This window comes from Chryseobacterium tongliaonense (assembly GCF_041224435.1).
Classification (GTDB): domain Bacteria; phylum Bacteroidota; class Bacteroidia; order Flavobacteriales; family Weeksellaceae; genus Chryseobacterium; species Chryseobacterium tongliaoense.
In genome coordinates, this window is sequence record NZ_JBGFFD010000002.1 from 363984 (window position 1) to 385792 (window position 21809).

Annotated in this window: 19 protein-coding genes; 13 read left to right on the forward strand and 6 right to left on the reverse strand. The window is 37.2% G+C overall.

Annotated elements, in window-relative coordinates; genetic code table 11:
• The first annotated feature begins 152 nt into the window (after positions 1-152).
• The 9 genes from AB8P06_RS05865 to acs all read left to right on the forward strand — a co-directional run bounded on the left by AB8P06_RS05865 (position 153) and on the right by acs (position 11684).
• The gene (locus tag AB8P06_RS05865; RefSeq protein WP_369839190.1) at positions 153-569 is read left to right on the forward strand and encodes an IS1/IS1595 family N-terminal zinc-binding domain-containing protein; all 417 of its coding nucleotides are present in this window, start codon (positions 153-155) and stop codon (positions 567-569) included.
• A gap of 262 nt (positions 570-831) precedes the next feature.
• Complete coding sequence (locus AB8P06_RS05870; RefSeq protein ID WP_369839193.1) at positions 832-2211, forward strand: porin; 1380 nt, start codon at positions 832-834, stop codon at positions 2209-2211.
• Between the two features lie 184 nt (positions 2212-2395).
• Positions 2396-3976, forward strand: a complete 1581-nt coding sequence (locus AB8P06_RS05875; protein ID WP_369839196.1) for an MFS transporter — start codon at positions 2396-2398, stop codon at positions 3974-3976.
• A 43-nt stretch (positions 3977-4019) separates the two neighbouring features.
• Positions 4020-4247: a DUF6814 family protein gene (locus AB8P06_RS05880; protein WP_369839198.1), complete on the forward strand. Its 228-nt coding sequence runs from the start codon at positions 4020-4022 to the stop codon at positions 4245-4247.
• Between the two features lie 77 nt (positions 4248-4324).
• Entirely contained in the window at positions 4325-4519 is a 195-nt protein-coding gene (locus AB8P06_RS05885) for a hypothetical protein (protein ID WP_369839201.1), read from the forward strand.
• Complete coding sequence (locus tag AB8P06_RS05890; protein ID WP_369840044.1) at positions 4512-7214, forward strand: ATP-binding protein; 2703 nt, start codon at positions 4512-4514, stop codon at positions 7212-7214. The genes AB8P06_RS05885 and AB8P06_RS05890 overlap by 8 nt, the downstream gene beginning before the upstream one ends.
• Positions 7215-7223: 9 nt before the next feature.
• Positions 7224-7583 carry a response regulator transcription factor gene (locus AB8P06_RS05895; protein ID WP_369839204.1) on the forward strand — a complete coding sequence of 120 codons (360 nt, stop codon included), beginning with the start codon at positions 7224-7226 and terminating at the stop codon, positions 7581-7583.
• Positions 7584-7828: 245 nt separating this feature from the next.
• Positions 7829-9715 (forward strand): AMP-binding protein, encoded by a 1887-nt coding sequence (locus AB8P06_RS05900; protein WP_369839207.1) that lies wholly within the window; start codon positions 7829-7831, stop codon positions 9713-9715.
• A gap of 28 nt (positions 9716-9743) precedes the next feature.
• Positions 9744-11684, forward strand: coding sequence for an acetate--CoA ligase (acs, locus tag AB8P06_RS05905; protein WP_369840047.1), 1941 nt, complete (start codon positions 9744-9746; stop codon positions 11682-11684).
• A 98-nt stretch (positions 11685-11782) separates the two neighbouring features.
• On the opposite strand, the gene AB8P06_RS05910 is transcribed toward acs, so the two are convergent.
• Positions 11783-13042, reverse strand: a complete 1260-nt coding sequence (locus AB8P06_RS05910; protein ID WP_369839210.1) for a YCF48-related protein — start codon at positions 13040-13042, stop codon at positions 11783-11785.
• A 364-nt stretch (positions 13043-13406) separates the two neighbouring features.
• Here AB8P06_RS05910 and AB8P06_RS05915 point away from each other — a divergent pair, with 364 nt between their 5' ends.
• The 3 genes from AB8P06_RS05915 (at position 13407) to nhaA (ending at position 17278) form a co-directional block, all read left to right on the forward strand.
• Positions 13407-13772: a hypothetical protein gene (locus AB8P06_RS05915; RefSeq protein ID WP_369839213.1), complete on the forward strand. Its 366-nt coding sequence runs from the start codon at positions 13407-13409 to the stop codon at positions 13770-13772.
• Positions 13773-13889: 117 nt separating this feature from the next.
• The gene (locus AB8P06_RS05920) at positions 13890-16100 is read left to right on the forward strand and encodes a RelA/SpoT family protein (protein WP_369839216.1); all 2211 of its coding nucleotides are present in this window, start codon (positions 13890-13892) and stop codon (positions 16098-16100) included.
• Between the two features lie 2 nt (positions 16101-16102).
• Entirely contained in the window at positions 16103-17278 is a 1176-nt protein-coding gene (gene nhaA / locus AB8P06_RS05925) for a Na+/H+ antiporter NhaA (RefSeq protein WP_369839219.1), read from the forward strand.
• On the opposite strand, the gene AB8P06_RS05930 is transcribed toward nhaA, so the two are convergent.
• Together AB8P06_RS05930 and AB8P06_RS05935 are read right to left on the reverse strand one after the other, a co-directional pair.
• Positions 17275-18276 carry a YihY/virulence factor BrkB family protein gene (locus AB8P06_RS05930; RefSeq protein WP_369839221.1) on the reverse strand — a complete coding sequence of 334 codons (1002 nt, stop codon included), beginning with the start codon at positions 18274-18276 and terminating at the stop codon, positions 17275-17277. The two genes, nhaA and AB8P06_RS05930, sit on opposite strands and share 4 nt — an antisense overlap.
• A gap of 13 nt (positions 18277-18289) precedes the next feature.
• Positions 18290-19354 (reverse strand): DUF4421 family protein, encoded by a 1065-nt coding sequence (locus tag AB8P06_RS05935; RefSeq protein WP_369839224.1) that lies wholly within the window; start codon positions 19352-19354, stop codon positions 18290-18292.
• 118 nt (positions 19355-19472) lie between these two features.
• Between AB8P06_RS05935 and AB8P06_RS05940 the strand changes: the two genes are divergently transcribed.
• On the forward strand, positions 19473-19946 hold the full coding sequence (locus AB8P06_RS05940) for a 23S rRNA (pseudouridine(1915)-N(3))-methyltransferase RlmH (protein WP_369839227.1): 474 nt from the start codon (positions 19473-19475) through the stop codon (positions 19944-19946).
• 37 nt (positions 19947-19983) lie between these two features.
• Here AB8P06_RS05940 and AB8P06_RS05945 read toward each other — a convergent pair whose 3' ends face one another.
• The 3 genes from AB8P06_RS05945 to AB8P06_RS05955 are packed head-to-tail and all read right to left on the reverse strand — an operon-like array spanning position 19984 to position 21701.
• Positions 19984-20799, reverse strand: coding sequence for a tetratricopeptide repeat protein (locus AB8P06_RS05945; protein WP_369839228.1), 816 nt, complete (start codon positions 20797-20799; stop codon positions 19984-19986).
• Positions 20796-21362: a phosphatase PAP2 family protein gene (locus AB8P06_RS05950; protein WP_369839231.1), complete on the reverse strand. Its 567-nt coding sequence runs from the start codon at positions 21360-21362 to the stop codon at positions 20796-20798. Before AB8P06_RS05950 ends, AB8P06_RS05945 begins: the two co-directional genes overlap by 4 nt.
• 3 nt (positions 21363-21365) lie before the next feature.
• Positions 21366-21701 (reverse strand): Sec-independent protein translocase subunit TatA/TatB, encoded by a 336-nt coding sequence (locus tag AB8P06_RS05955; protein ID WP_369839234.1) that lies wholly within the window; start codon positions 21699-21701, stop codon positions 21366-21368.
• Positions 21702-21809 lie beyond the last annotated feature (108 nt).

Sequence of the window (21809 nt, forward strand, 5' to 3'; positions counted from 1 at the left end):
ATCTGAATTTTTTGGCAAATTTAAAGTATAATAACTTTAAAAACCAAATTAAAAAGATATTTTTTTTGTTTAAATACAAATAACAAGATATTATATCTTATTTAAAATTTATAAATTTGCTAAATTGTTATATATTTGCTAAAATACTATACATGGAAAATAAATGTCCTAAATGCAACAGCGATAAAGTGGTCAAAAGCGGAATCATTAATGAAAAACAAAGATTCCGTTGCAAAGACTGCAATTATTATTTTACCGTTAAAAAATTAGGCAAACAAATCGATGATTATTACGTAACAAAAGCGCTTCAACTCTATCTTGAAGGTTTGAGTTATCGTGAAATAGAGCGCATTATAGGAGTTTCTCATGTAACTATAAGTTCGTGGATAAAAAAATATAATATTACAAGACCACCTCATTCGGAGTTCCATCCGGTATATAAAATCCTGAAGCAAAATGAGCTTATTGAGTACATGGCCAAAGAAGAAAACATCAAAAATTCAGGTCTCATTATTACCCAGTTTGCAGATAAGTATATGCTGATTAAGTGGGAAAGGTTTAAAAAATAAATTTGGAGAGTTATAAGTCATTAATTATGAGTTATAAGTTTTCGGAATGCAGTAAAATCTAATTTAAACAATATATAATCAGATATTTATATAGTTTTAAATTTTAAATTCAAATAAAAAAAAACAATACTTCTCCAACTCATCATTCATAACCTTAAACTCATAACTATATACCTACCATTAATATATATTAAATTTTCTTAAATAGATTATTAATTCCAATTTGGCATTCATAAAATAAGCACCAAAAAATTGATAATTTATGAAGAAAATATTCACATTTATTGGATTAGCCCTAATCAGCAATTCTTTATATTCTCAAGGCTCTCCTGATTACGGAAGCGGATTAAAATTAAATCTCAACCCTGAAGGAGACAAGTTTGTCAGATTTATTTTATGGGATCAGTTCTGGTTAAGAAACACAGAAATGAATCCCGGAAGCATGGTTGGCGGTGAACCAACAGATAATGCATGGAGCCTGGGAAACCGGAGACTCCGGGCATTGGCTTATGCACAAATTTCCAAAAGATATATGATTTTAGTTCATTTCGGAATTAATAATCAGACTTTTATTAACGGTGGTGCTACCGGAACAACAGGCACCGGCGGTTATGGAAACGGAAAGAAAACTCAACTGTTTTTTCATGATGCCTGGAACGAATATGCAGTACTTCTTCCCGGGGAAGCAGGGAAATTCAGTTTAACATTGGGAGCAGGATTGCATTATTATATGGGATTATCCCGGATGACTATGGCTTCCACTTTAAATTTCCTTACGGTAGACTCTCCCGTTTTCACGTGGCCGTTGATCGATAATTCGGATCAGTTTGCCAGACAGCTGGGAATGTTTGCTAAAGGAAAATATGGAAAATTCGAATACCGGTTAAGCCTGAACAAACCTTTTGCAACAGATCTCGTTCCGGCTAATGTTACAGATCCTTCAAAAGCCGTAGCTGTAGACAACAACGGAAACCCAAGTTTCTCCAAAGCCGGTTATTTTGAATACCAGTTCCTTGATGAAGAATCCAACACGCTTCCATTCAAAGTAGGTTCATACCTGGGAACCAAGAAAGTTTTCAATATCGGTGCCGGTTTTTACCATCAGGCAGACGGAACAAGAACTTCAGTCAATTCAAATATTGAAAAACATGACATTACCCTTTTAGCAGTTGATGCTTTTGCCGATATCCCGCTTGGAAATGCAAAAAACAAAATGGCAGTTTCCGCTTATGCAGGTTATTATAACTATCAATTCGGGCCCAATTACCTGAGAAACCTGGGAACGATGAATATTGCCGCTTCTGATCCTAATTTTGCAGGTGAAAAAGCCATTGCAGGAGCAGGAAATCTACAGCCAACAATCGGGACAGGTAATATTATCTATGCTCAGGCGGGATTGCTGTTACCAAGCCAGGCTGAAAAACCAAAAATCAGAATTCAGCCTTTTGCCGCTTATACTCACAAAAATTTTGAAGCGTTCGATAAATCTTCCTCACAATTTGACGTTGGCGCCAACTGGTTTATAGATGGCCATCATGCTAAAATCACGACACAATATTCGACAAGGCCGGTTTATACAAGCCCTACTGAAAGTCCGAAATCAAAAGGTGAATTTATTGTTCAGTTTCAGATTTACCTATAAACTTAGTATATCATAAACCATTAAGAAAAATGAAGATGTTAAGACGGTAAACACAACGCCGAATAAACTTGCAGTGAACTTAACTATTCTTCATCACTTAAAATCCCTTAATGGTTTAAAAATAAACTCAATACAATTTTGGATGAACTAATATCATTTTCATTAACATCAAAAATCAAGCAATATGAGCGAAAACCATCACGAGAACTATGAGAATATGACCGAAAAGCAGAAAAACCGCACCATTTGGAGCGTTATCACTGCTTCATCACTCGGTACACTGATAGAATGGTATGACTTCTATATTTTCGGAAGCTTAGCCGTTGTTTTAGCAACAAAATTTTTCCCGGCAGATAATCCTACCGCGGCATTTTTATCTACACTGGCCACTTTTGCCGCCGGATTTGTAGTCAGGCCGTTCGGAGCTTTGTTTTTCGGAAGATTGGGAGATCTTATCGGAAGAAAATATACTTTCCTGGTCACTTTACTGATTATGGGATTCTCCACTTTTCTTATCGGGTGTATTCCCAGCTATGAAACGATCGGGTTTCTTGCTCCCGTCCTGGTCTTAATTTTAAGATTACTACAGGGGCTTGCTTTAGGCGGAGAATACGGAGGTGCTGCCACTTATGTTGCAGAATATGCACAGCCCAACCGCAGAGGTTACTGGACCTCATGGATCCAAACCACGGCAACGGCAGGTCTTTTCATTTCATTAATTGTAATTTTGGTTACCAAAAATACACTTTCCGCAGAGGAGTTTGACGGCTGGGGATGGAGAGTTCCTTTCTGGATTTCGATTCTGATGGTGGGAGTTTCTTACATCATCAGAAAAAACATGAAGGAATCACCACTTTTCGCAAAAGCCAAGAGTGAGGGAAAAACTTCTAAAAATCCTTTAAAAGAAAGCTTCGGGAATAAGTATAATTTTAAGTTTGTCTTACTGGCTTTATTCGGAGCTGCGATGGGACAAGGGGTAATCTGGTACACCGGGCAGTTTTATGCCATGAGCTTCCTTCAAAAAGTAATGAATGTAGAATCTGCACAGGTAGATTCGTTAATGGCCACTGCGTTGTTTTTGGGAACTCCATTCTTCGTGTTTTTCGGATGGCTGTCTGATAAAATCGGAAGAAAAGCAGTAATGATGACGGGAATGCTGGTCGCTATTTTAGCTTACAGGCCTATTTACGACAGCATGTTTAAAAGTGTAACTCTTGAAAACAAAACGGTAGCAGCCAATGGGATCACAGAGAAACGCACGGCTAAAATTCACAATAAAATTATGACCGACAGTCTGATAACGTTTCACAAAGAAACTTTATTTACAGACGGTACTTTAATCAAAAAAGACAGTATTGTTCACTGGTCAGCCAATGGTCCGGTTATAAAAGACGGTAAGGCCGAAGAGCCGAAAGTTTCCCAGTCTTTAATATTAAATGATGACACAAAATGGTATCTGGTATTTCTGGTATTTATCCAGGTGATCTTCGTAACGATGGTTTATGGCCCGATTGCAGCATTCCTTGTGGAAATGTTCCCGGTAAGAATCCGTTATACTTCAATGTCTCTGCCTTATCATATCGGTAACGGTGTATTCGGCGGGCTTCTTCCGGCAGTGGCTACTTATCTGGTTACCGTAGGAAAAGATGCGGGACATCCCAGCTGGTATCTTCAGGGACTTTGGTATCCTATTGGTGTCGCAACGGTCTGTCTGATCATAGGATTGATATATCTTAAAAATAAGAATAATAATATTCATGATTAAAGATTAAATCACTCAAATTTTTATTAATTTTAAAACTACTAAAATGAACGGATTAAAAAAAATATTTGGCATTCTCTGGATTTTAATTGCACTGGTTGTAGGATATTTCGGAATAACAGTAATGGGGATTCCAAAGATCACTTCCGGAAAGCAGGAAGATCTGGTTTTCGGTATCATCATCCTGTTTGTGCTGATGCCGATTATCTCGGGAGGATTGGGAATTTTCGGATATTATGCCTTAAAAGGGGAATATTCCGACGACAAGATTTAAATATAAAAGCTTACTGATAATTGATGAATGATGACAACAACCATCCATTCATCAATTATCTTTTATCAATCATCATTATGAAGAAGAGACACGAACAAAAACTGATTATCCTGAGCATCGGGCTGATGATTGCCTTCAGTATCCCGATTTCATTATTATTTAATAGTGAAAAGGAGATTTCCGGCTTCCCGATGATTCTGGTATATATATTCGCTGTCTGGATGGTTTCCATCATTATATCTTTTGTAATCATAAAAAAGTATGATGAGTAGTTTCGCGTTATTTATCGTAGTCCTGATTTATCTGGCTCTTTTGTTCTTAGTAGCCCATTTGGCAGAGAAGAAGAGAAGTAAGCTGTGGATCAATAATCCTTATATTTACGCGTTATCGCTGGCCGTGTACTGTACAGCCTGGACTTATTACGGCAGCATCGGTGTTGCAGCAACCAGCGGGTTAAACTACCTTCCCATTTACATCGGTCCTATTATGATTATTCCTGCATGGATATTCATAAATACAAGGATTGTAAGAATTTCGAGGGTAAATAAAATAAGCAGTCTCGCCGACTTCATTTCTTTAAGATACGGAAACAGCAGAAGTTTCAGTGCGATTATTACGATTGTCTGTCTTTTTGCCATCATTCCTTATATCGGACTGCAGATTAAGGCTATTTCCGAAACGTTCCATCTGGTTACGGAAACCCCTATGTCAAAAAATATCCTGACAGACAATGCTACTTTTGTGGTGATATTAATTGCTTTATTTTCATCCTATTACGGAACACGATATGTAGACGCGTCAGAAAAACGTCTCGGAATTATATCCGCGATCGCATTGGAAAGTTTTTTAAAGCTGTTTTTCATTATTATTTTAGGCTTATTTGTTATTTATTTTGCATTTGACGGGTTTTCAGATATTTACGAAAAGGCAAGCAAATTTGAAGATTTCAAACAAAAAAATACATTCAATGGGATTGAAGGTGCTTTAAACTGGATGATCTTGTGCATGATTTCGGCTACAGCAATTTGTATTCTTCCAAGACAGTTTCATACTGCTATCATTGAAAACAGGCAGGAAAAACATATTAAAACAGCAATCTGGTTTTTTCCGCTTTATCTTTTGATTTTCACCATTTTTATTTTTCCGATCGCCTGGGGCGGAAGACTTATTTTTGAGGGAGAAAATGTGAACCCTGAGTTTTATTCCATATTAATTCCACAGCATTTCAATAATACCCTTATTACCGTTTTGGTTTTTCTCGGCGGGTTGAGCTCAAGCATCTCAATGATCATTATTTCAGCAATCACCTTGTCAATCATGCTTTCCAATAACCTCATCATTCCATATGGTTTACTCGGGAAATTTAAATCTGAAAATGAGGTTCAGAATACCAGAAATATCACCAACATCAGGAAGATCAGCATTTTTGCCCTGGTGATTATGGCATTTGCCTTTTATAAATATTTCATTCTTAAAACATCGCTGGATTCTGTAGGATTGATTTCATTTGTAGTGATCTCACAATTGGCTCCGGCCTTTTTCGGAGCACTGTTCTGGAGAAGAGGAAGCTATAAAGGTGCTGTTGCCGGACTTCTCGCCGGATTAGCGATCTGCTATTTCGGATTGATCATTCCGCAGTATTATTTTTCTTATAACCAGGAATTTAAATGGGTTTTAAGAGATATGTACAATTTTTTTGATTTCTTTAGTATCCCTTACCTGAGCAGAATCTCACAGATTTTCTTCTGGTCAATTCTGGTTAATACCGCCCTGTTCGCTATCATCTCCGTAAGCATTAAAGGCAATTACCGTGAAAGAAATTTTGCCGAATTGTATGTAGACATCGACAAGTATATTCAGAATCATGAAAATGCTTTTATCTGGCGCGGAACTGCGTATGTTTCGGATATTAAAAATATTCTTGAACGCTTTTTAGGGAAAAATAAGACAGAACAGGCTTTACGGATTTTCAATTTAAAATATAATATTGATTCACAGACAGAAACCGCAGACTCAAGGTTTATTAAATTCTCAGAAAACCTTCTGGCAGGAAGAATCGGAACTGCTTCTGCAAAAATTTTAATTGAAGGTGTAACGAAAGAAGACAAAATATCATTAAAAGAAGTCCTGAATATTTTAGAAGAATCTAAAGAAACAATTACATTAAATAAAAAACTGACTGAACAATCTGAAGAGCTGAAACAGCTTTCTGATGATTTAAGGAACGCTAATGAAAGTCTGATTATCAAAGACCGTCAAAAGGACGATTTCCTTGATTCCGTCGCCCATGAACTGAGAACCCCGATTACAGCCATCCGTTCCGCCGGGGAGATTTTAGCAGATGATGACGATATTCCGTTGGATATCAAAAGAGAATTTTTAAACAATATCATTACAGAATCTGACAGGCTGAGTGAAATTATTAACGACATCCTCTATCTGGATAAATTGCAGCATGGTGAAATCGTTCTGCATATCCAGCAAAATAATATTATTGAAACCTATAAAAAAGCGGTCAACCCGCTTCTGCATCTGATTCAGCAAAAAAATATCCATTTAAGTGAAGTGAATCTTTTAAATCAGTATATATTTGAATATGATGAAGCAAGAATGATTCAATTATTTCAGAATATATTGGGAAATGCTTTAAAATTTACAGATGAACAGGGAACCATACAAACGAAATTATCTGAAAAAGAAAATGAATTGATCATTAAAATTTTCAATACAGGAAAGAATATTCCTGAAGAGGATCTTGAAATGATTTTTGATAAATTTTACCAGTCTAAAAACCAGAATATTTTAAAGCCAACAGGAAGCGGACTCGGATTAGCCATTTCAAAAAAAATAGTACTGGCCCATCACGGAACGATACAAGCTGAAAACAGCGGACTGGGAGTTACTTTCACGATAAGTCTTCCTGAAAAAATAATAAATGAGATTAAAAATGAAGTTGAACAAAACTAAAGATAAACCATGAAAAAGATAATCATTGCTGATGATGAACACAAAATATTAATGTCGCTGGAATACAGTTTCAAGAAAAACGGCTACGACGTTTTCATTGCAAGAGACGGAACCGAAGTCCTGGATTTCCTGAAAACCATGGTTCCCGATGTTATTTTACTCGATATTATGATGCCGAACCTGGATGGTTACAGTACTTTGGAAATCATCAAGCAGGATAAAAAACTAAAAGACACCAAAGTCATTTTCCTGAGTGCAAAAAACAATCCGAAAGATATTGAGAAAGGCCTGGAAATGGGAGCTGATGCTTATGTTACCAAACCTTATTCTATTAAAAAATTGATGCAGCAGATCGAAGACATGTTTTGAAAGCCAGGAACAAAATAAAAGATAAAATTATACCATTGTCATTCTGAACTAAGTATGGGCATAATGAAAAACTTACCTTAAAACGAAGTTAAACTTAATTTTCTTAAAAACTTAACTGAATCTTAATGGTTAAAAGTTTAAACATTAAGATAGAATTTAGAAATTAAGATCATTAATAGATGGATTTGCTTCGACAGTTCAGCACAAATTTTAATTCTTTATAATGACAAAAACACAAAATTAATATGAATGCAGATACCCTATTTAAAAACAGTATAGAAGATAAAGAGACTTTCTGGAAAGAGCAGGCTCAGGAAATAAAGTGGTTTAAATTTCCCGGTACCATTCTTTCCCTGGATGAAAATAATTATCCCCAATGGTTTGCTGACGGAGAACTCAATATGTGCTATTTATGCATTGATAAACATATTGAAGAAGGTTTCGGGGAACAGATTGCCATTGTTTACGATTCCCCCGTTACCAACCAAAAGAAAACCTATACTTTCAATCAGGCTAAAGAAGAGATTTCAAAATTCGCCGAAGGGTTAGCTTCCTTGGGATTAAAAAAAGGAGATACGGCAGTTATTTATATGCCGATGATTCCACAGACGCTTTTTGCCATGCTCGCCTGTGCACGTATCGGGGTGATTCATAATGTAGTTTTCGGAGGGTTTGCACCGCACGAACTGGTAGTGAGAATTGACGATTGTAAGCCGAAAGCTTTGATTACAGCCACTGCGGGAATTGAAATTGCTAAAAGAATTCCATACTTACCTTTAGTTGAAAAAGCGATTGAATTAGCCCAGGATAAAGTAGATCATATTATTGTTTACAACAGAAAATTAGTTGACAATCAACATGAAATGTTTGACGGACTGATCGATTATGAGGAATTGGTAAAGAAATCAAAGCCGGCTGATTGTGTTTCCGTAGCATCTACCCACCCGCTTTATCTGCTTTACACTTCGGGAACTACGGGAAAACCCAAAGGAATTACACGGGATACCGGAGGTTATGCTACTGCCTTGAAATTTTCCATGAAGTATATCTATGGAATTGAACCGGGGGAAACTTATTGGGCAGCCTCGGATTTCGGTTGGGCTGTTGGTCATAGCTACAGTGTTTACGGGCCTTTACTGAACAGAAATACAACGATTATCTTTGAAGGAAAACCGATTATGACACCGGATGCCGGAACATTCTGGAGAATTATTTCCGAATATAAAGTTTCGGCCATGTTTACAGCTCCTACTGCGATCAGAGCGATAAAAAAAGAAGATCCTGATGGCGAACTGGTGAAAAAATATGACCTGTCCCATTTCAAAAAACAGTTTTTAGCAGGCGAACGTTGTGATGTTGCCACTTTAGACTGGTTTACAGAACATATCGGAGTTCCGGCCATCGATCATTGGTGGCAGACCGAATCCGGATGGCCGATGCTGGGACTGATGACTTTTGATGATCAGTACAAGATCAAAAGAGCTTCTGCCGGAAAACCCATTCCCGGATATGATGTTAAAATTTTTGATGAAAACGGCTATGAGCTTGATCCTCATCAGGAGGGTTACCTCGTTATCAAACTTCCGCTTCCTCCCGGTGCCATGCTGGGAATCTGGAATGATTATGACCGTTTTCAAAGCAGCTACCTGTCACAATATAACGGCTATTATTTTTCCGGTGACGGCGCTATAAAAGATGAAGACGGATATATTTTCATTACAGGAAGAGTGGATGATGTAATCAATGTTGCAGGGCACAGGCTTTCAACCTCTGAAATGGAAGAGATCGTTTCATCTCATCCTGATATTGCGGAATGTGCTGTTGTGGGAATAAATGATGACTTAAAAGGTCAGATTCCGTTCGCAACGGTTGTTTTAAAAAACGGGGCATCCATATCCGAAGAAGATCTGGAAAAAGATATCATCCGGATGGTTCGTGAGAAGATCGGTGCCGTAGCTTTTTTAAAAAACGCAATGGTTGTTAAACGTTTACCGAAAACCCGTTCGGGGAAAATTTTAAGAAAGCTGATCAGGACGTTATTAGACGGAAAAGACTTTCAGGTTCCATCAACGATTGATGATGAAAAAATCATCGATGAGATACAGGAAAAAATACAGCATTATAGGGCTTAAGCCGTAAATTAACCATAAATTTAGATCTATAAATTCAAATTTCAAAAACGAAAGAAATATGAGAAATTACTTAATAGAAGATTTACCGCATTATTTTGAAGAGTATAAGAAATCTATTAAAAATCCTAAGAAATTCTGGGACAAAATAGCTGATCAGAACTTTGTGTGGTATCAGAGATGGAGCAAGGTTGTTAAGTACGACATGAACGAAGCTAAAATCACCTGGTTTAAAAATGCCAAGCTCAATATTACCAAAAACTGCATCGACAGGCATCTAAATGAAAGAGGGGATAAAACAGCGATCATCTGGGAACCCAACGACCCGAAAGAAGAAGCATTGCACATTTCTTACAACGAACTTTATACAAGGGTAAACAAGACCGCCAATGTACTGAGAGAAATGGGCATCGAAAAGGGAGACCGTGTATGCATTTATCTTCCGATGATCCCGGAACTTGCCGTTACAATGTTAGCCTGTGCCAAATTAGGCGCTGTACATTCGGTGATTTTTGCGGGATTTTCAGCCAATGCTGTTGCTTCAAGAATCAATGACTGTGAGGCTAAAATGGTGATCACATCAGACGGAAGCTACAGGGGAAATAAAGTTTTAGACCTGAAAAGCATTGTCGATGAAGCCCTTGAAAAAACACCGAGCATAGAATCTGTTTTAGTGGTAAAAAGAACCCACAATGAAGTCAAAATGAAGGATGGCAGAGATTACTGGATGTCTGAGCTGTACGATAAAGCGTCTCAGGATTTTGTTACGGTGATCATGGATGCCGAAGATCCGCTTTTTATTCTTTATACTTCCGGTTCTACGGGAAAACCCAAAGGAATGCTTCATACCACCGCCGGATACATGGTGTATACGGCTTATACATTTAAAAATATTTTCAATTACCAGGAAAATGACATCTACTGGTGTACTGCTGATATCGGTTGGATCACAGGACATTCGTACATCCTTTACGGACCATTGTGCAACGGAGCTACGACAGTAATCTTTGAAGGAATTCCTACTTATCCTGAACCGGACCGTTTCTGGGAAGTTATTGAAAAGCATAAAATCACCCAGTTCTATACCGCTCCTACGGCCATCCGTTCTTTGGCTAAAGAAAGCGCGGAATGGGTGGATAAACATGATTTAAGCTCATTAAAAGTAATCGGATCTGTTGGAGAACCCATTAACGATGAAGCATGGCATTGGTTTAACGATCACGTTGGCAAGAAAAAATGTCCGATCGTAGATACCTGGTGGCAAACGGAAACCGGCGGAATTATGATCTCTCCTATCCCGTTTGTAACTCCTACAAAACCTACTTATGCTACCCTGCCTCTGCCGGGAATACAACCGGTTCTGATGGATGACAAACGCAATGAAATTACAGGAAACCAGGTAACCGGAAACCTTTGTATCCGCTTTCCGTGGCCGGGAATTGCCAGAACGATCTGGGGTGATCACCAGCGCTATAAAGAAACTTATTTTACCGCCTTTCCGGGGAAGTATTTTACAGGTGACGGTGCTTTAAGAGATGAAGTAGGTTATTACAGAATCACCGGGCGTGTAGATGATGTGATCATCGTTTCCGGGCATAATCTTGGAACCGCTCCTATCGAAGACAGCATCAACCAACACCCTGCCGTCGCAGAATCAGCAATTGTGGGCTATCCTCATGACATCAAAGGAAATGCTTTATACGGTTATGTGGTACTGAAAGAAACCGGTGAAAGCCGTCAGAGGGAAAATCTGAAAAAGGAAATTAACCAGTTGATTTCAGACCAGATCGGTCCTATTGCGAAGCTTGATAAGATACAGTTTGTTTCAGGGCTTCCTAAAACGCGTTCAGGAAAGATCATGCGTAGGATTTTAAGAAAAATTGCGGAAGGTGATTTCAGTAATTTCGGAGATATTTCAACATTATTAAATCCTGAGATTGTGGAGGAAATAAAAAATGAAAGACTGGGTTAACTTTAACCATTAAGATTTCATTAAGACTATAAGTTTAGTTAAGATAATTATTCTAAAAATAAAAGGCGTAGAAATGATCTACGCCTTTGTTTTATCAGTTATTCTTTTATAATTTTTATTGCCTGTCTTCCGAGATTGGAATGCACATTCAATAAATAGTTACCTTTCGGATAATTAAAATCCAGGGAATATTTTTTAGTTTCTTTAGTCTTTACATCATCTTTCAAAATATTTTTGATAAACTTCCCTGAAGCTTCATACAGTCCGATAATAATATGATCCGAATGTAAAAAATGAATATCCAGATTCAGCTTGTCTTTTACAGGATTCGGAGCTACATCTATGCGGAGTTTTCTTACCAGATGATCTTCCGTCATTTCCTGCGTCCCAAGATTACCGACTGTCATTTTATAGATGCTGGCTCCTGCAGCATAGGCTACATTATTATTTACAAAAAATATCCTGTTTAAAGTACTACCCACTCCGGTATTAGTCCATGTATCTCCGCCGTCAAAAGTTTCATAAAAACCTGTATTGTGACCTCCCATCCAACCGTGGGTTGATGAAGTAAAACCAACAGCCTGCACATACACATCAGGAAAATCTTTAGATTCCCATGTAAAACCTCCATTGAATGATTTTATCAGTTTCCCGGAATTCGGAGTTTCAGATTCAATAGACCCAAACATTTTATTGTTATCCAGAAGCTGCATTTTCCAGACATATTCAAACGGGATATTGCTGTTGTAAATTTTTGTCCAGCTGGCACCTCCATCAGTCGTCTTAAGAATTACCGCCCCGTCATCATCGCTTCCACCTACAAAACCTACATTCTCATCAATGAATACAATTTCCACCAGGGCAAAAGCATAAGCAGACATGTCAATATACTGCCATGTATTCCCGCTATCGGTAGATTTTATAATAAAGGCCGGAGAAAACCATGCCCCACAACCGTATATTGTAGAAGTTCCCACACAATCCAAACCACATATTGCCTGCGGATATGGTGATATATTGGTCACTCTCTGCCAGGAATTCCCGCCATCGCTAGTTTTATAGAAATTTTCACTTAATGTTCCCAGAAATCCGACATTTTCATTTAAAAATTCAATATTTCTGTAATATTCGTTAGCCGGGGAGCCCACTGTTTGCTGAGCCCAGCTGCTTCCGCCATCTGTAGTTTTGAAGACCGCTCCGTTTCCGCCACGTGCTGCCCAACCCAGATTTTCATTGAGAAAAAATACATCATCAAACCTGCCCCCATTAGAAGTGGGATAAGAAAATGCGGTCCAGTTATAAGTTTGTGCCTGAAAGGCTAATGATAAGAGAAAAAAAGCCATTAAAATTATTCTCATGGTTTATTTTGTTTTTGGTTAAGCAGCAAATTTGAGATTTTTGTTATTCGTATGCAAATAATTCTCAACAATTTGAAAATTAAATCATTAAAAAACACAAAATGTTCAAAAGTATCTACATACTCCACCAGTGACTGAAAAACAAAACATTTTTTAAGATTAAACTGCGTAAACAGTCAGCATATTTTAACACTGGAAAAACAGTAATTCAAATTTCATAAATTTAAACACATGTTCAATAGATATCCTCAAATATTTTAACTAAAAATTATAGATAAAATAAAAATTAAACAATTTATTTAAAAATATTGCAACGTATTATAATTTATTAGTATCTTTAAGTACAAATTTAAAACTATTGCTTATGTCAAATATATTAGCTGGATTATTTGAACATCACAGCGATTACAAAAAGCTCGAAGCTGATCTTGAAGATTCAGGATTCGAAAACTCAGATTATATTGTATATCTTGATGATGCCCATCACGGCGCTCAATACCTTGCGAGTGTTGCTGTAAAAGATACCGACCAGGTAGATAACGCCCGGAATATTTTTAACCGGAATTCTGTTTTAAAAACCTATCTGTTTGAAAATATGAAAATTGAACAGGCTGATTATAATAATATCAAAAGCTATATAGATGCCCGAAATAAAGCTGAAATCCATAACAGCCCCGATGTCAGGATTAAAGCATCAAGCAGTGGCATTGATTCAGAGGTGAAATTTTAAAACCATTTAAGAATAAATTCTAATAACCGGAAATCCGTGGAGTATTCTGCGGATTTTTTGTTGTTTGAAAAGTGAGAAAATTTTCGTATTTTCGTGTAATTATAGGCTTTTACACAAATGAGTTACGACTTAGAACAGGAAAACAAGGAAATCCTTGCAAGATATAAAGATCTGATTTCAAATACTTACAGAACTCTGGACGAGGAAAACAATAAACTCATCCGGAAGGCATTTGATATTGCATTAGATGCCCACAAAGATCAGAGAAGAAAATCCGGGGAACCTTACATCTACCACCCTATTGCCGTTGCGAAAATTGTCGCTACGGAAATCGGTCTGGGAGCAACTTCCATTGCCTGTGCGCTTTTGCACGACGTCATTGAAGATTCTGATTATACTTATGAAGATTTAAAGAAAATTTTCGGGCCTAAAATATCCAATATCGTGAATGGATTGACCAAAATATCCATCATGAACCATCAAAATATCTCTGTACAGTCTGAGAATTACAGAAAACTGCTGCTGACGCTTTCCGAAGATTTCAGGGTTATTCTGATTAAAATTGCCGACCGCCTGCATAATATGCGTACGCTGGAAAGCATGGCTCCGGACAAGCAAAAGAAAATTGCTTCCGAAACGGTTTACATCTACGCTCCGATGGCTCACCGCTTAGGCTTGTACAACATAAAATCTGAGCTTGAAGACTTATCATTAAAATACAACAATCCGGAGATCTACAGCGAAATCACTGAAAAATTAGAATTAGCGAAAGAAAACCGGGAAAGATATATTGAGGAATTCAAAACGGAAGTTACCCAGAGATTAAAAGAAGAAGGTTTAAACTTTACGATAAAAGGCCGTGCAAAGGCCATTTCATCGATTTACAGAAAAATGCTGAAGCAGGGGGTTTCTTTCGAAGAGGTTTTTGATAACTATGCCATCAGGATCATTTATAAATCGGATGCCAAAAATGAAAAGTTCCTGGCCTGGAAGATTTATTCCATCGTTACGGATGTTTACCACAGTAATCCTTCCAGAATGCGCGACTGGATCACCCAGCCCCGTTCTACAGGATATGAAAGTTTACATCTTACTGTACTTGGTCCCGATAAAAAATGGATTGAAGTGCAGATCCGTTCCGAAAGAATGGATGAAATTGCTGAAAAAGGGGTTGCAGCCCATTACAAATACAAAGAAGGCTATAAGCAAACCTCTGACGACAAAAATTTTGAAAGATGGGTTACCGAGATCCGTGATGTCCTTGAGCAGCAGCATGATCTTTCCACGACAGAACTTTTGGATAATATTAAACTTAATTTATATTCAAAAGAGGTTTTTGTATTTACTCCAAAAGGGGAAATCAAGATTTTACCAACCAATGCAACTGCTTTGGATTTTGCATTTGCCGTTCACTCTGATCTGGGAATGAAATGTCTTGGAGCCAAAATCAACGGTAAGCTGGTCCCTATTTCTTATGTTCTTCAAAACGGAGATCAGGTAGATATTCTTTCTTCACAAAATCAAAAGCCTAAATTCGACTGGCTGGAATTTGTAGTGACTTCAAAAGCAAAGTCAAAGATCAAAGGTTACCTTAATTCTCAAAAAAACCAGCTGGTAGAAGAAGGAAAAGAAATCCTGCAAAGAAAGCTGCGCCATGCGAAGATCAACTTTAATGATGAAGAGATCAACAAACTTCAGAAATTCTTTAATTTAAAGACATCCCAGGAGCTGTTCTTAAAATTCCAGACCAATGAGCTGGATGCAAGCAGCCTCAGGAAATATATTGAAAGTAAAAACGTATTCAACAACATTCTTTCAAGATTCAGGAAATCTCCTACTAAAAATGCAGTCTATGAAGAGCCGAAAGAGGTAAATCTCGATATGATTGTTTTCGGAAAAGATGAGGAGAAACTGAACTACACCTATGCAAAATGCTGCACCGTGATACCGGGAGATAAAATTTTCGGATTTATAACAATCTCAGACGGAATCAAAGTGCACAGTGACAACTGCCCGAATGCCATCAACCTGAGGGCACAATATGACTACAGGGTAATTCCTGCAAAATGGGTAAATGCCGAAAGTTTCAAAAACAGAGTGAAAATTGAGATTGAAGGTCTTGACAGAATGGGTATGATCAACGATATTACAGCGGTCATCAGCGGTACTATGGGAATGGATATGAAGAGTATGTCTATTGAATCCAACAATGGGATTTTTACCGGGAATATCAATCTCGAAGTCAAAAATAAAAACCAGCTGGAAGAGACATTTAAAAAATTAAATGCCATTAACGGAGTTTCAAGAGTGAGACGTTTACAATCTTAAGCATGAATTTAAGTTTATATTTTAAAAAATTTTTCAAGAGCAGCCAGTCTTCAGGAATCATACTGATTTTTTGTGTGGCGATCTCTTTACTGATAGCCAATTCTTCTATGGGAAAAGGTTTTCAACGACTTTTAGACCGGGAAACAGGAATTGACCTTTTTCATTTAAAATATCCCATAAGCATCTGGATCAATGACGGACTGATGGCTGTTTTCTTTCTTCTGGTCGGCCTTGAAATTAAGAGAGAGCTGGTGGAAGGCGAGCTTTCATCTTTCAAAAATGCTTCATTACCCATCTTTGCAGCCGTTGGCGGAATGATAGTTCCTGCGGTTATTTATACCTTTTTTAATTCCGGAACAGAATATCAGAACGGTTGGGGAATTCCAATGGCAACGGATATTGCTTTTTCCTTGGCCATTATTTCGATGCTGGGAAGTAAGATTCCCAATTCCATTAAAATTTTCCTTGCTGCTCTTGCCATTGTTGATGACCTCGGAGCCATTTTAGTGATTGCCATTTTTTACACCGATCAGATTCATTGGATGTACCTGTTTTTATCTGCCGGGGTGGCTGCCTTATTATTCCTATTAAACTTTTTAAAGGTTACCAAACTGGTTTTTTATATTATTCCGGGCTTATTTTTATGGTATTTCCTGCATCATTCAGGGATCCATGCGACCATTGCTGGCGTATTGCTGGCGTTTTCAATTCCTACGAATGTTTCAAACGTAGAAATCTCACCTCTGGAAAAACTGGAACACAAGCTTCATGTTCCGGTAAGCTTTGTCATCATGCCTATATTCGCATTAACGAATACCAATATCGCGTTTAATAACGGAATGGTAGAAGGACTGACGAGCACTTTAGGTTTGGGAATTATCGGTGGATTGATTCTCGGAAAACTCATCGGAATCAATTTGTTTTCTTTTATTGCGATTAAATTTAAACTGAGCTCGCTTCCGCAGAACAGTTCCTGGCCTCAGATGCTGGGTGTAGGCTTGTTGGCGGGAATCGGTTTTACCATGTCTATTTTTATTGCCCTGCTTTCGTTTAAAGGGGAAATAGATATTCAGGATGAAGCGAAATTTGCCATTTTAATAGCTTCCTTTGTAGCAGCTGTTGCGGGATATTTAGTCTTGAGTTTCAGTTCCAAGGAGAACACAGAAATTTCTGATTAATTTTTGTTCAATGTCCTTGTGTGAGCTTCCTCTCCTTCCAAATTCGGTTCGGTAGATGAGTGATAGTGTAAGGCTTCTTTTTTAAGTTCATCAGACAATAGTTTTTCTATTCTGAGCTTTCTGATTGCCATATTAAGTTCATTTCCGAATAACAGCAGATATACGTTGACGTTAACCCAAACCATCAGTAGTATCATACTTCCAATGGAACCGTACAGCACGTTATATCTTGCAATATCTTTAACGTAAATTGCAAAAATGAAGGTGGTGGCCACAAATAAAACGGTTGTTAAAATAGCTCCCGGAATTGCCTGTCTGAACCTTGTAATTTTTACCGTTCCCAACCAGTAAAACATCGCCAGAAGAATAAAATAAAACAAAGGAAAAGATACAAAACCAATGATTTTGGAAAGGTTTTTCACCAGCCAGGAAATGTTGTAGGCAGGCGTAAAAAGCTTCATTACAACCTCTACGTAATATACTCCGAACAGTGCAAGGAAAACGATCGTAATAAAACCAATGGTAATAAAGAATGAAAGTATAAATTCTTTTACATCGCTTAATTTCTCTTCGGAATTTTCATTAAACCCGTTAATCAGGGAAAACGTTCCGTTGGTTGCAAAAACCAAAGCCAGGACAATGGTCAGGTTACTGATTCCTTTCATATTCGGAATAATGCTCTGTTCAATATATCCTCTCACATCGGTTTCCATATTGGATGGAAAAACATTATGGATCAAAACCTCGAAAATATAAAACTGAAGCTTATCATAATGAGGCATATAAGGCAAAACAGATAACAGGAAAAGGAGGAACGGGAATAAACTGATCGTAAAACTCCAGGAAATAGCCGCTGCCTTTCGTCCGATTTTCCCTTTAAAGATCCCCGAAATATAGATCTGGAACATCTGCCAGAGCGATATCCCTAAAACCGGGATATGTATATTATCTAAGAATTCTTGTACTTTCAGGATAAATCCAGGAACTTTTATACCCATTTTTCTCTCTGTTTTATTTTAAAATCTGATCTATTTTATCAAAATTCCTATTGACAAATTTAGGGGAATTAATTCTCATTCCCACTCCCATTCTAAACTGCCACTGTGTAGTGGAATAAAAGTTTTCATTAGAATTATTGACCCAGTTGACCTGAGCACCGCCTCCAAAAAACCATTTTCCGTTGTCATAGCCTAATCTAGCATTGGAATTAAGGCCAAAATTAAATTCATGATAATCTTCCCCGATCAATTTTGAATAATTTACCTGCGGATAAAGCTCTACGACTGCATACCAGTTATTTTTAATTATCCTCTGCATTCCGACTCCGCTTCTTAGGGCTATCCTTATATCTTTTGTGGGTGGCTGTTTTGTACTTCCATCATTCAGTTCCTGTCCTTGATAAATCAGCCGGTCAATATCTTTCATTATATTATACTGATAAAACAATCCGCTGATCACTACGAAATCATTTTTCAGAGGTTTATACGTCATATTGGTATAGCTTCTGTAACTTTCTTTATTGCCTACCCACAGATAACTTGTTTCACCTTTGAAAGACCGGTACTTTGCATCAGGAAAAATAAGATAATCATCGGATATTGCTCCAAAATCCAAACCGTCTAAAAAGGAATAAAAAAATTCTTTTGTACTTTCCAGATACAGTCCTTTTATTTGGCTATAGCTCACAGATTGTCTTAGCTTAGGTGTCAGAAAAAAAGCAAATCCCAGGTTAAAATATTTTGTTTTTCCTTTTGTATCATCATCATTATTGATCCTGATCAGCTTCGGGGCGAAAGAAATACTTGCATCAAGCCATCTGTATCTCAGAAAAAATTCCGTATAAAAGGAATCATTGGGCTTCAATAAAAATGTCTGATGCTCAGAAAGCAACCCGAAGGAATTGTTTATATAGCTTACCCCGGTTACCAGCGAGATTTTATGATGATCTTCTTCCAGATATTTTTTACTGTCAAACTCATTAACTTCCTGACTGAAAGAAGATAACGGAAAATATAAAAACAAACAAGAGATCAATCTCGATTTCATCATAGGTGTGGCAATATTGTAAAAATACATATTTTTTAAATAATGCTGCAGGCTCTCAATGACAATCCCGGTAAAAACAGGCGTCTGATATGGAAATAATTCTTTAAATTATGAATATCTTTGACCTTTGAAATAGATTATACTCCTTATGCGAATCAGTTTACTTTGTATCGGTAAAACAGATGATAAAGAAATCACCTCTTTAATTAATTATTATCTCAACCGCCTTCCTAAACACTGGAATTTTGAAATCATCGAAATTCCGGATATCAAAAATGCCAAAAACCTGTCTCCTGATCTTTTAAAGAAGGAAGAAGCCAAACTTTTCATGCATCATATTGATAAGAATGACCTGGTGGTGATTCTGGACGAAAAAGGAAAACAGTTTACGAGCAGGGAGTTTTCACAAAAAATAGATACCTGGATGAATTCTTCCGTTAAAAAAATACACTTACTGATTGGTGGAGCTTATGGTTTTTCAGAGGAAATATACAGCAGGGCCAATGAAAAAATGTCACTGTCCAAAATGACCTTTACCCATCAGATGATCCGGCTATTCATTGTGGAACAGCTATACAGGGCTGATCAGATTTTACAGGGGAAACCTTATCATAATGATTAAATCAGGTGGCTTCGGGAGCCTCAGCCACCAGTGAAAATTATTTTTTCACTTCACATTTCGAATAATATTCAAGAAGCAAAGGTTTTTCGTAGCCTAAGCTTACTGCTTTATCCAGACTTGCACATGCTTCCTTCGGTTTTGCCGTTTCAAATAAGATCAACGCTTTATTTACGTATGCCTGGGCAAATTTAGGATCAATAGAAATCGCTTTATTCACATCAGTAAGAGCTTCCTTATTTTTCTTTAATTTAAAATAAACATCCCCTCTTCCGCTGTACAACAAGGATTCCGGTTTTTCAGAAATTAACTGATTATAATCTTTTAAAGCACCTTCCAGATCACCACTGTTCTTCTTAAGATTGGCTAAACCGGTTCTCGCATAAATATTATCCGGAGCAAAGCTTAAAATCTGGTTTAAATCTTTTGCAGCCAGATCTTTTTTACCCAAATTCTCATAAACTTTAGAACGGGTAAGGTACATCTCTGCATTTTCAGGTTCTATCTGAAGCCCTTTATTAAGATAGTCCAGAGCTGCCTGCTTATTCCCTTTCTGTCCATGAATGGAGCCCAGGTTGGCATAAACAGCTGCCGACATTGGATTTGCTTTTAATGCAGATTCATAAGATTTGAAAGCAGAAGTTGTTTTTCCCAATCTTCTTTGCGCAGTACCTAAATAATTGTAATAGGAAGACTGGATCTGCTGGATTTTTTCGCTTTGGGCCAGTTTTGAATATTGTTCTTCTGCACATTTATAATCTGCTTTTTTAAAGCATTCTTCTGCAGTTTTTGCATCCTGAGCGTAAAGATTAATTGAAATAAGTGTTAAAGCTAGAAAAAATAAATGTTTTTTCATGAGGTTATATTTTGTTTGTTGATTACTTTTTTTGCGAGCGCAGCAAATATCACTCCCAATAAAAGTCCAACAAACGCCCCCACCAAAATATCTATCGGGAAATGCACTCCTAAATATATGCGGCTGTAAGAAACTATTGCAGCCCATACAAATATAGCATAAGGAAACCATTTAAGGTTCTTTTTAAGTAAAATACCTAAATAAGTTGCTAAAAAGAAGGTATTTGAAGCATGGGCAGAATAAAATCCGAATTGCCCGCCACATTTTACAATCCTCATGTGATGCTCCAGAGTCGGGTCATGACAAGGCCTTAATCTTGCCACTCCGTGTTTGAAAACACTTGCCAGCTGATCTGAAATCGTAACTCCGATGGCAATAAATAAAAGGATAAAAACTAAAGATCTTAGTTTATAATTTTTATAAAGTAAATAAAGAAATATGATATACAAAGGAACCCAGATCCAGGTGCTGGATATCAACATCCAAAACTGGTCGAAGGGAGTGTCGCCCAAATTATTGAGAAACAAAAAGACCTTTTTATCTTCCTGAATAATCTCTTCCATCAATTATCTGCTTACAGGACCTTCGTGAGTTTCATCTTCAGAAGGTTTTAATTTAAGAGGTTCTTCAGAAGCGGCAGGTTGTGTCAGAATATCTTTTTCGATATCTTTCATAGGATTAAAATCTTTCGCAGCATCTTTTACCTTTTCAATCTCACGCTTAATTTCAGAAACAGGGTTATCTGTTTCCTTCATAATTTCAGTTTTGATGTCTTCCACCGCACCACGCATTTTTCTTACGCCTGCACCTAAGTCACGCGCTATTTGAGGGAGTTTATCCGGTCCGAATAATACAACGATTGCCACTGCAATCAATGCCATTTCTCCAAAGCTTAATTCCATGATGTAAAATTACAAAAGATTATACATATATAATGATGAAACATAAACTTTTAAAGAAATTTTAAGATTTATTTTTTGGGGTTGAAAGATGATTGTTAAGAGTTGATT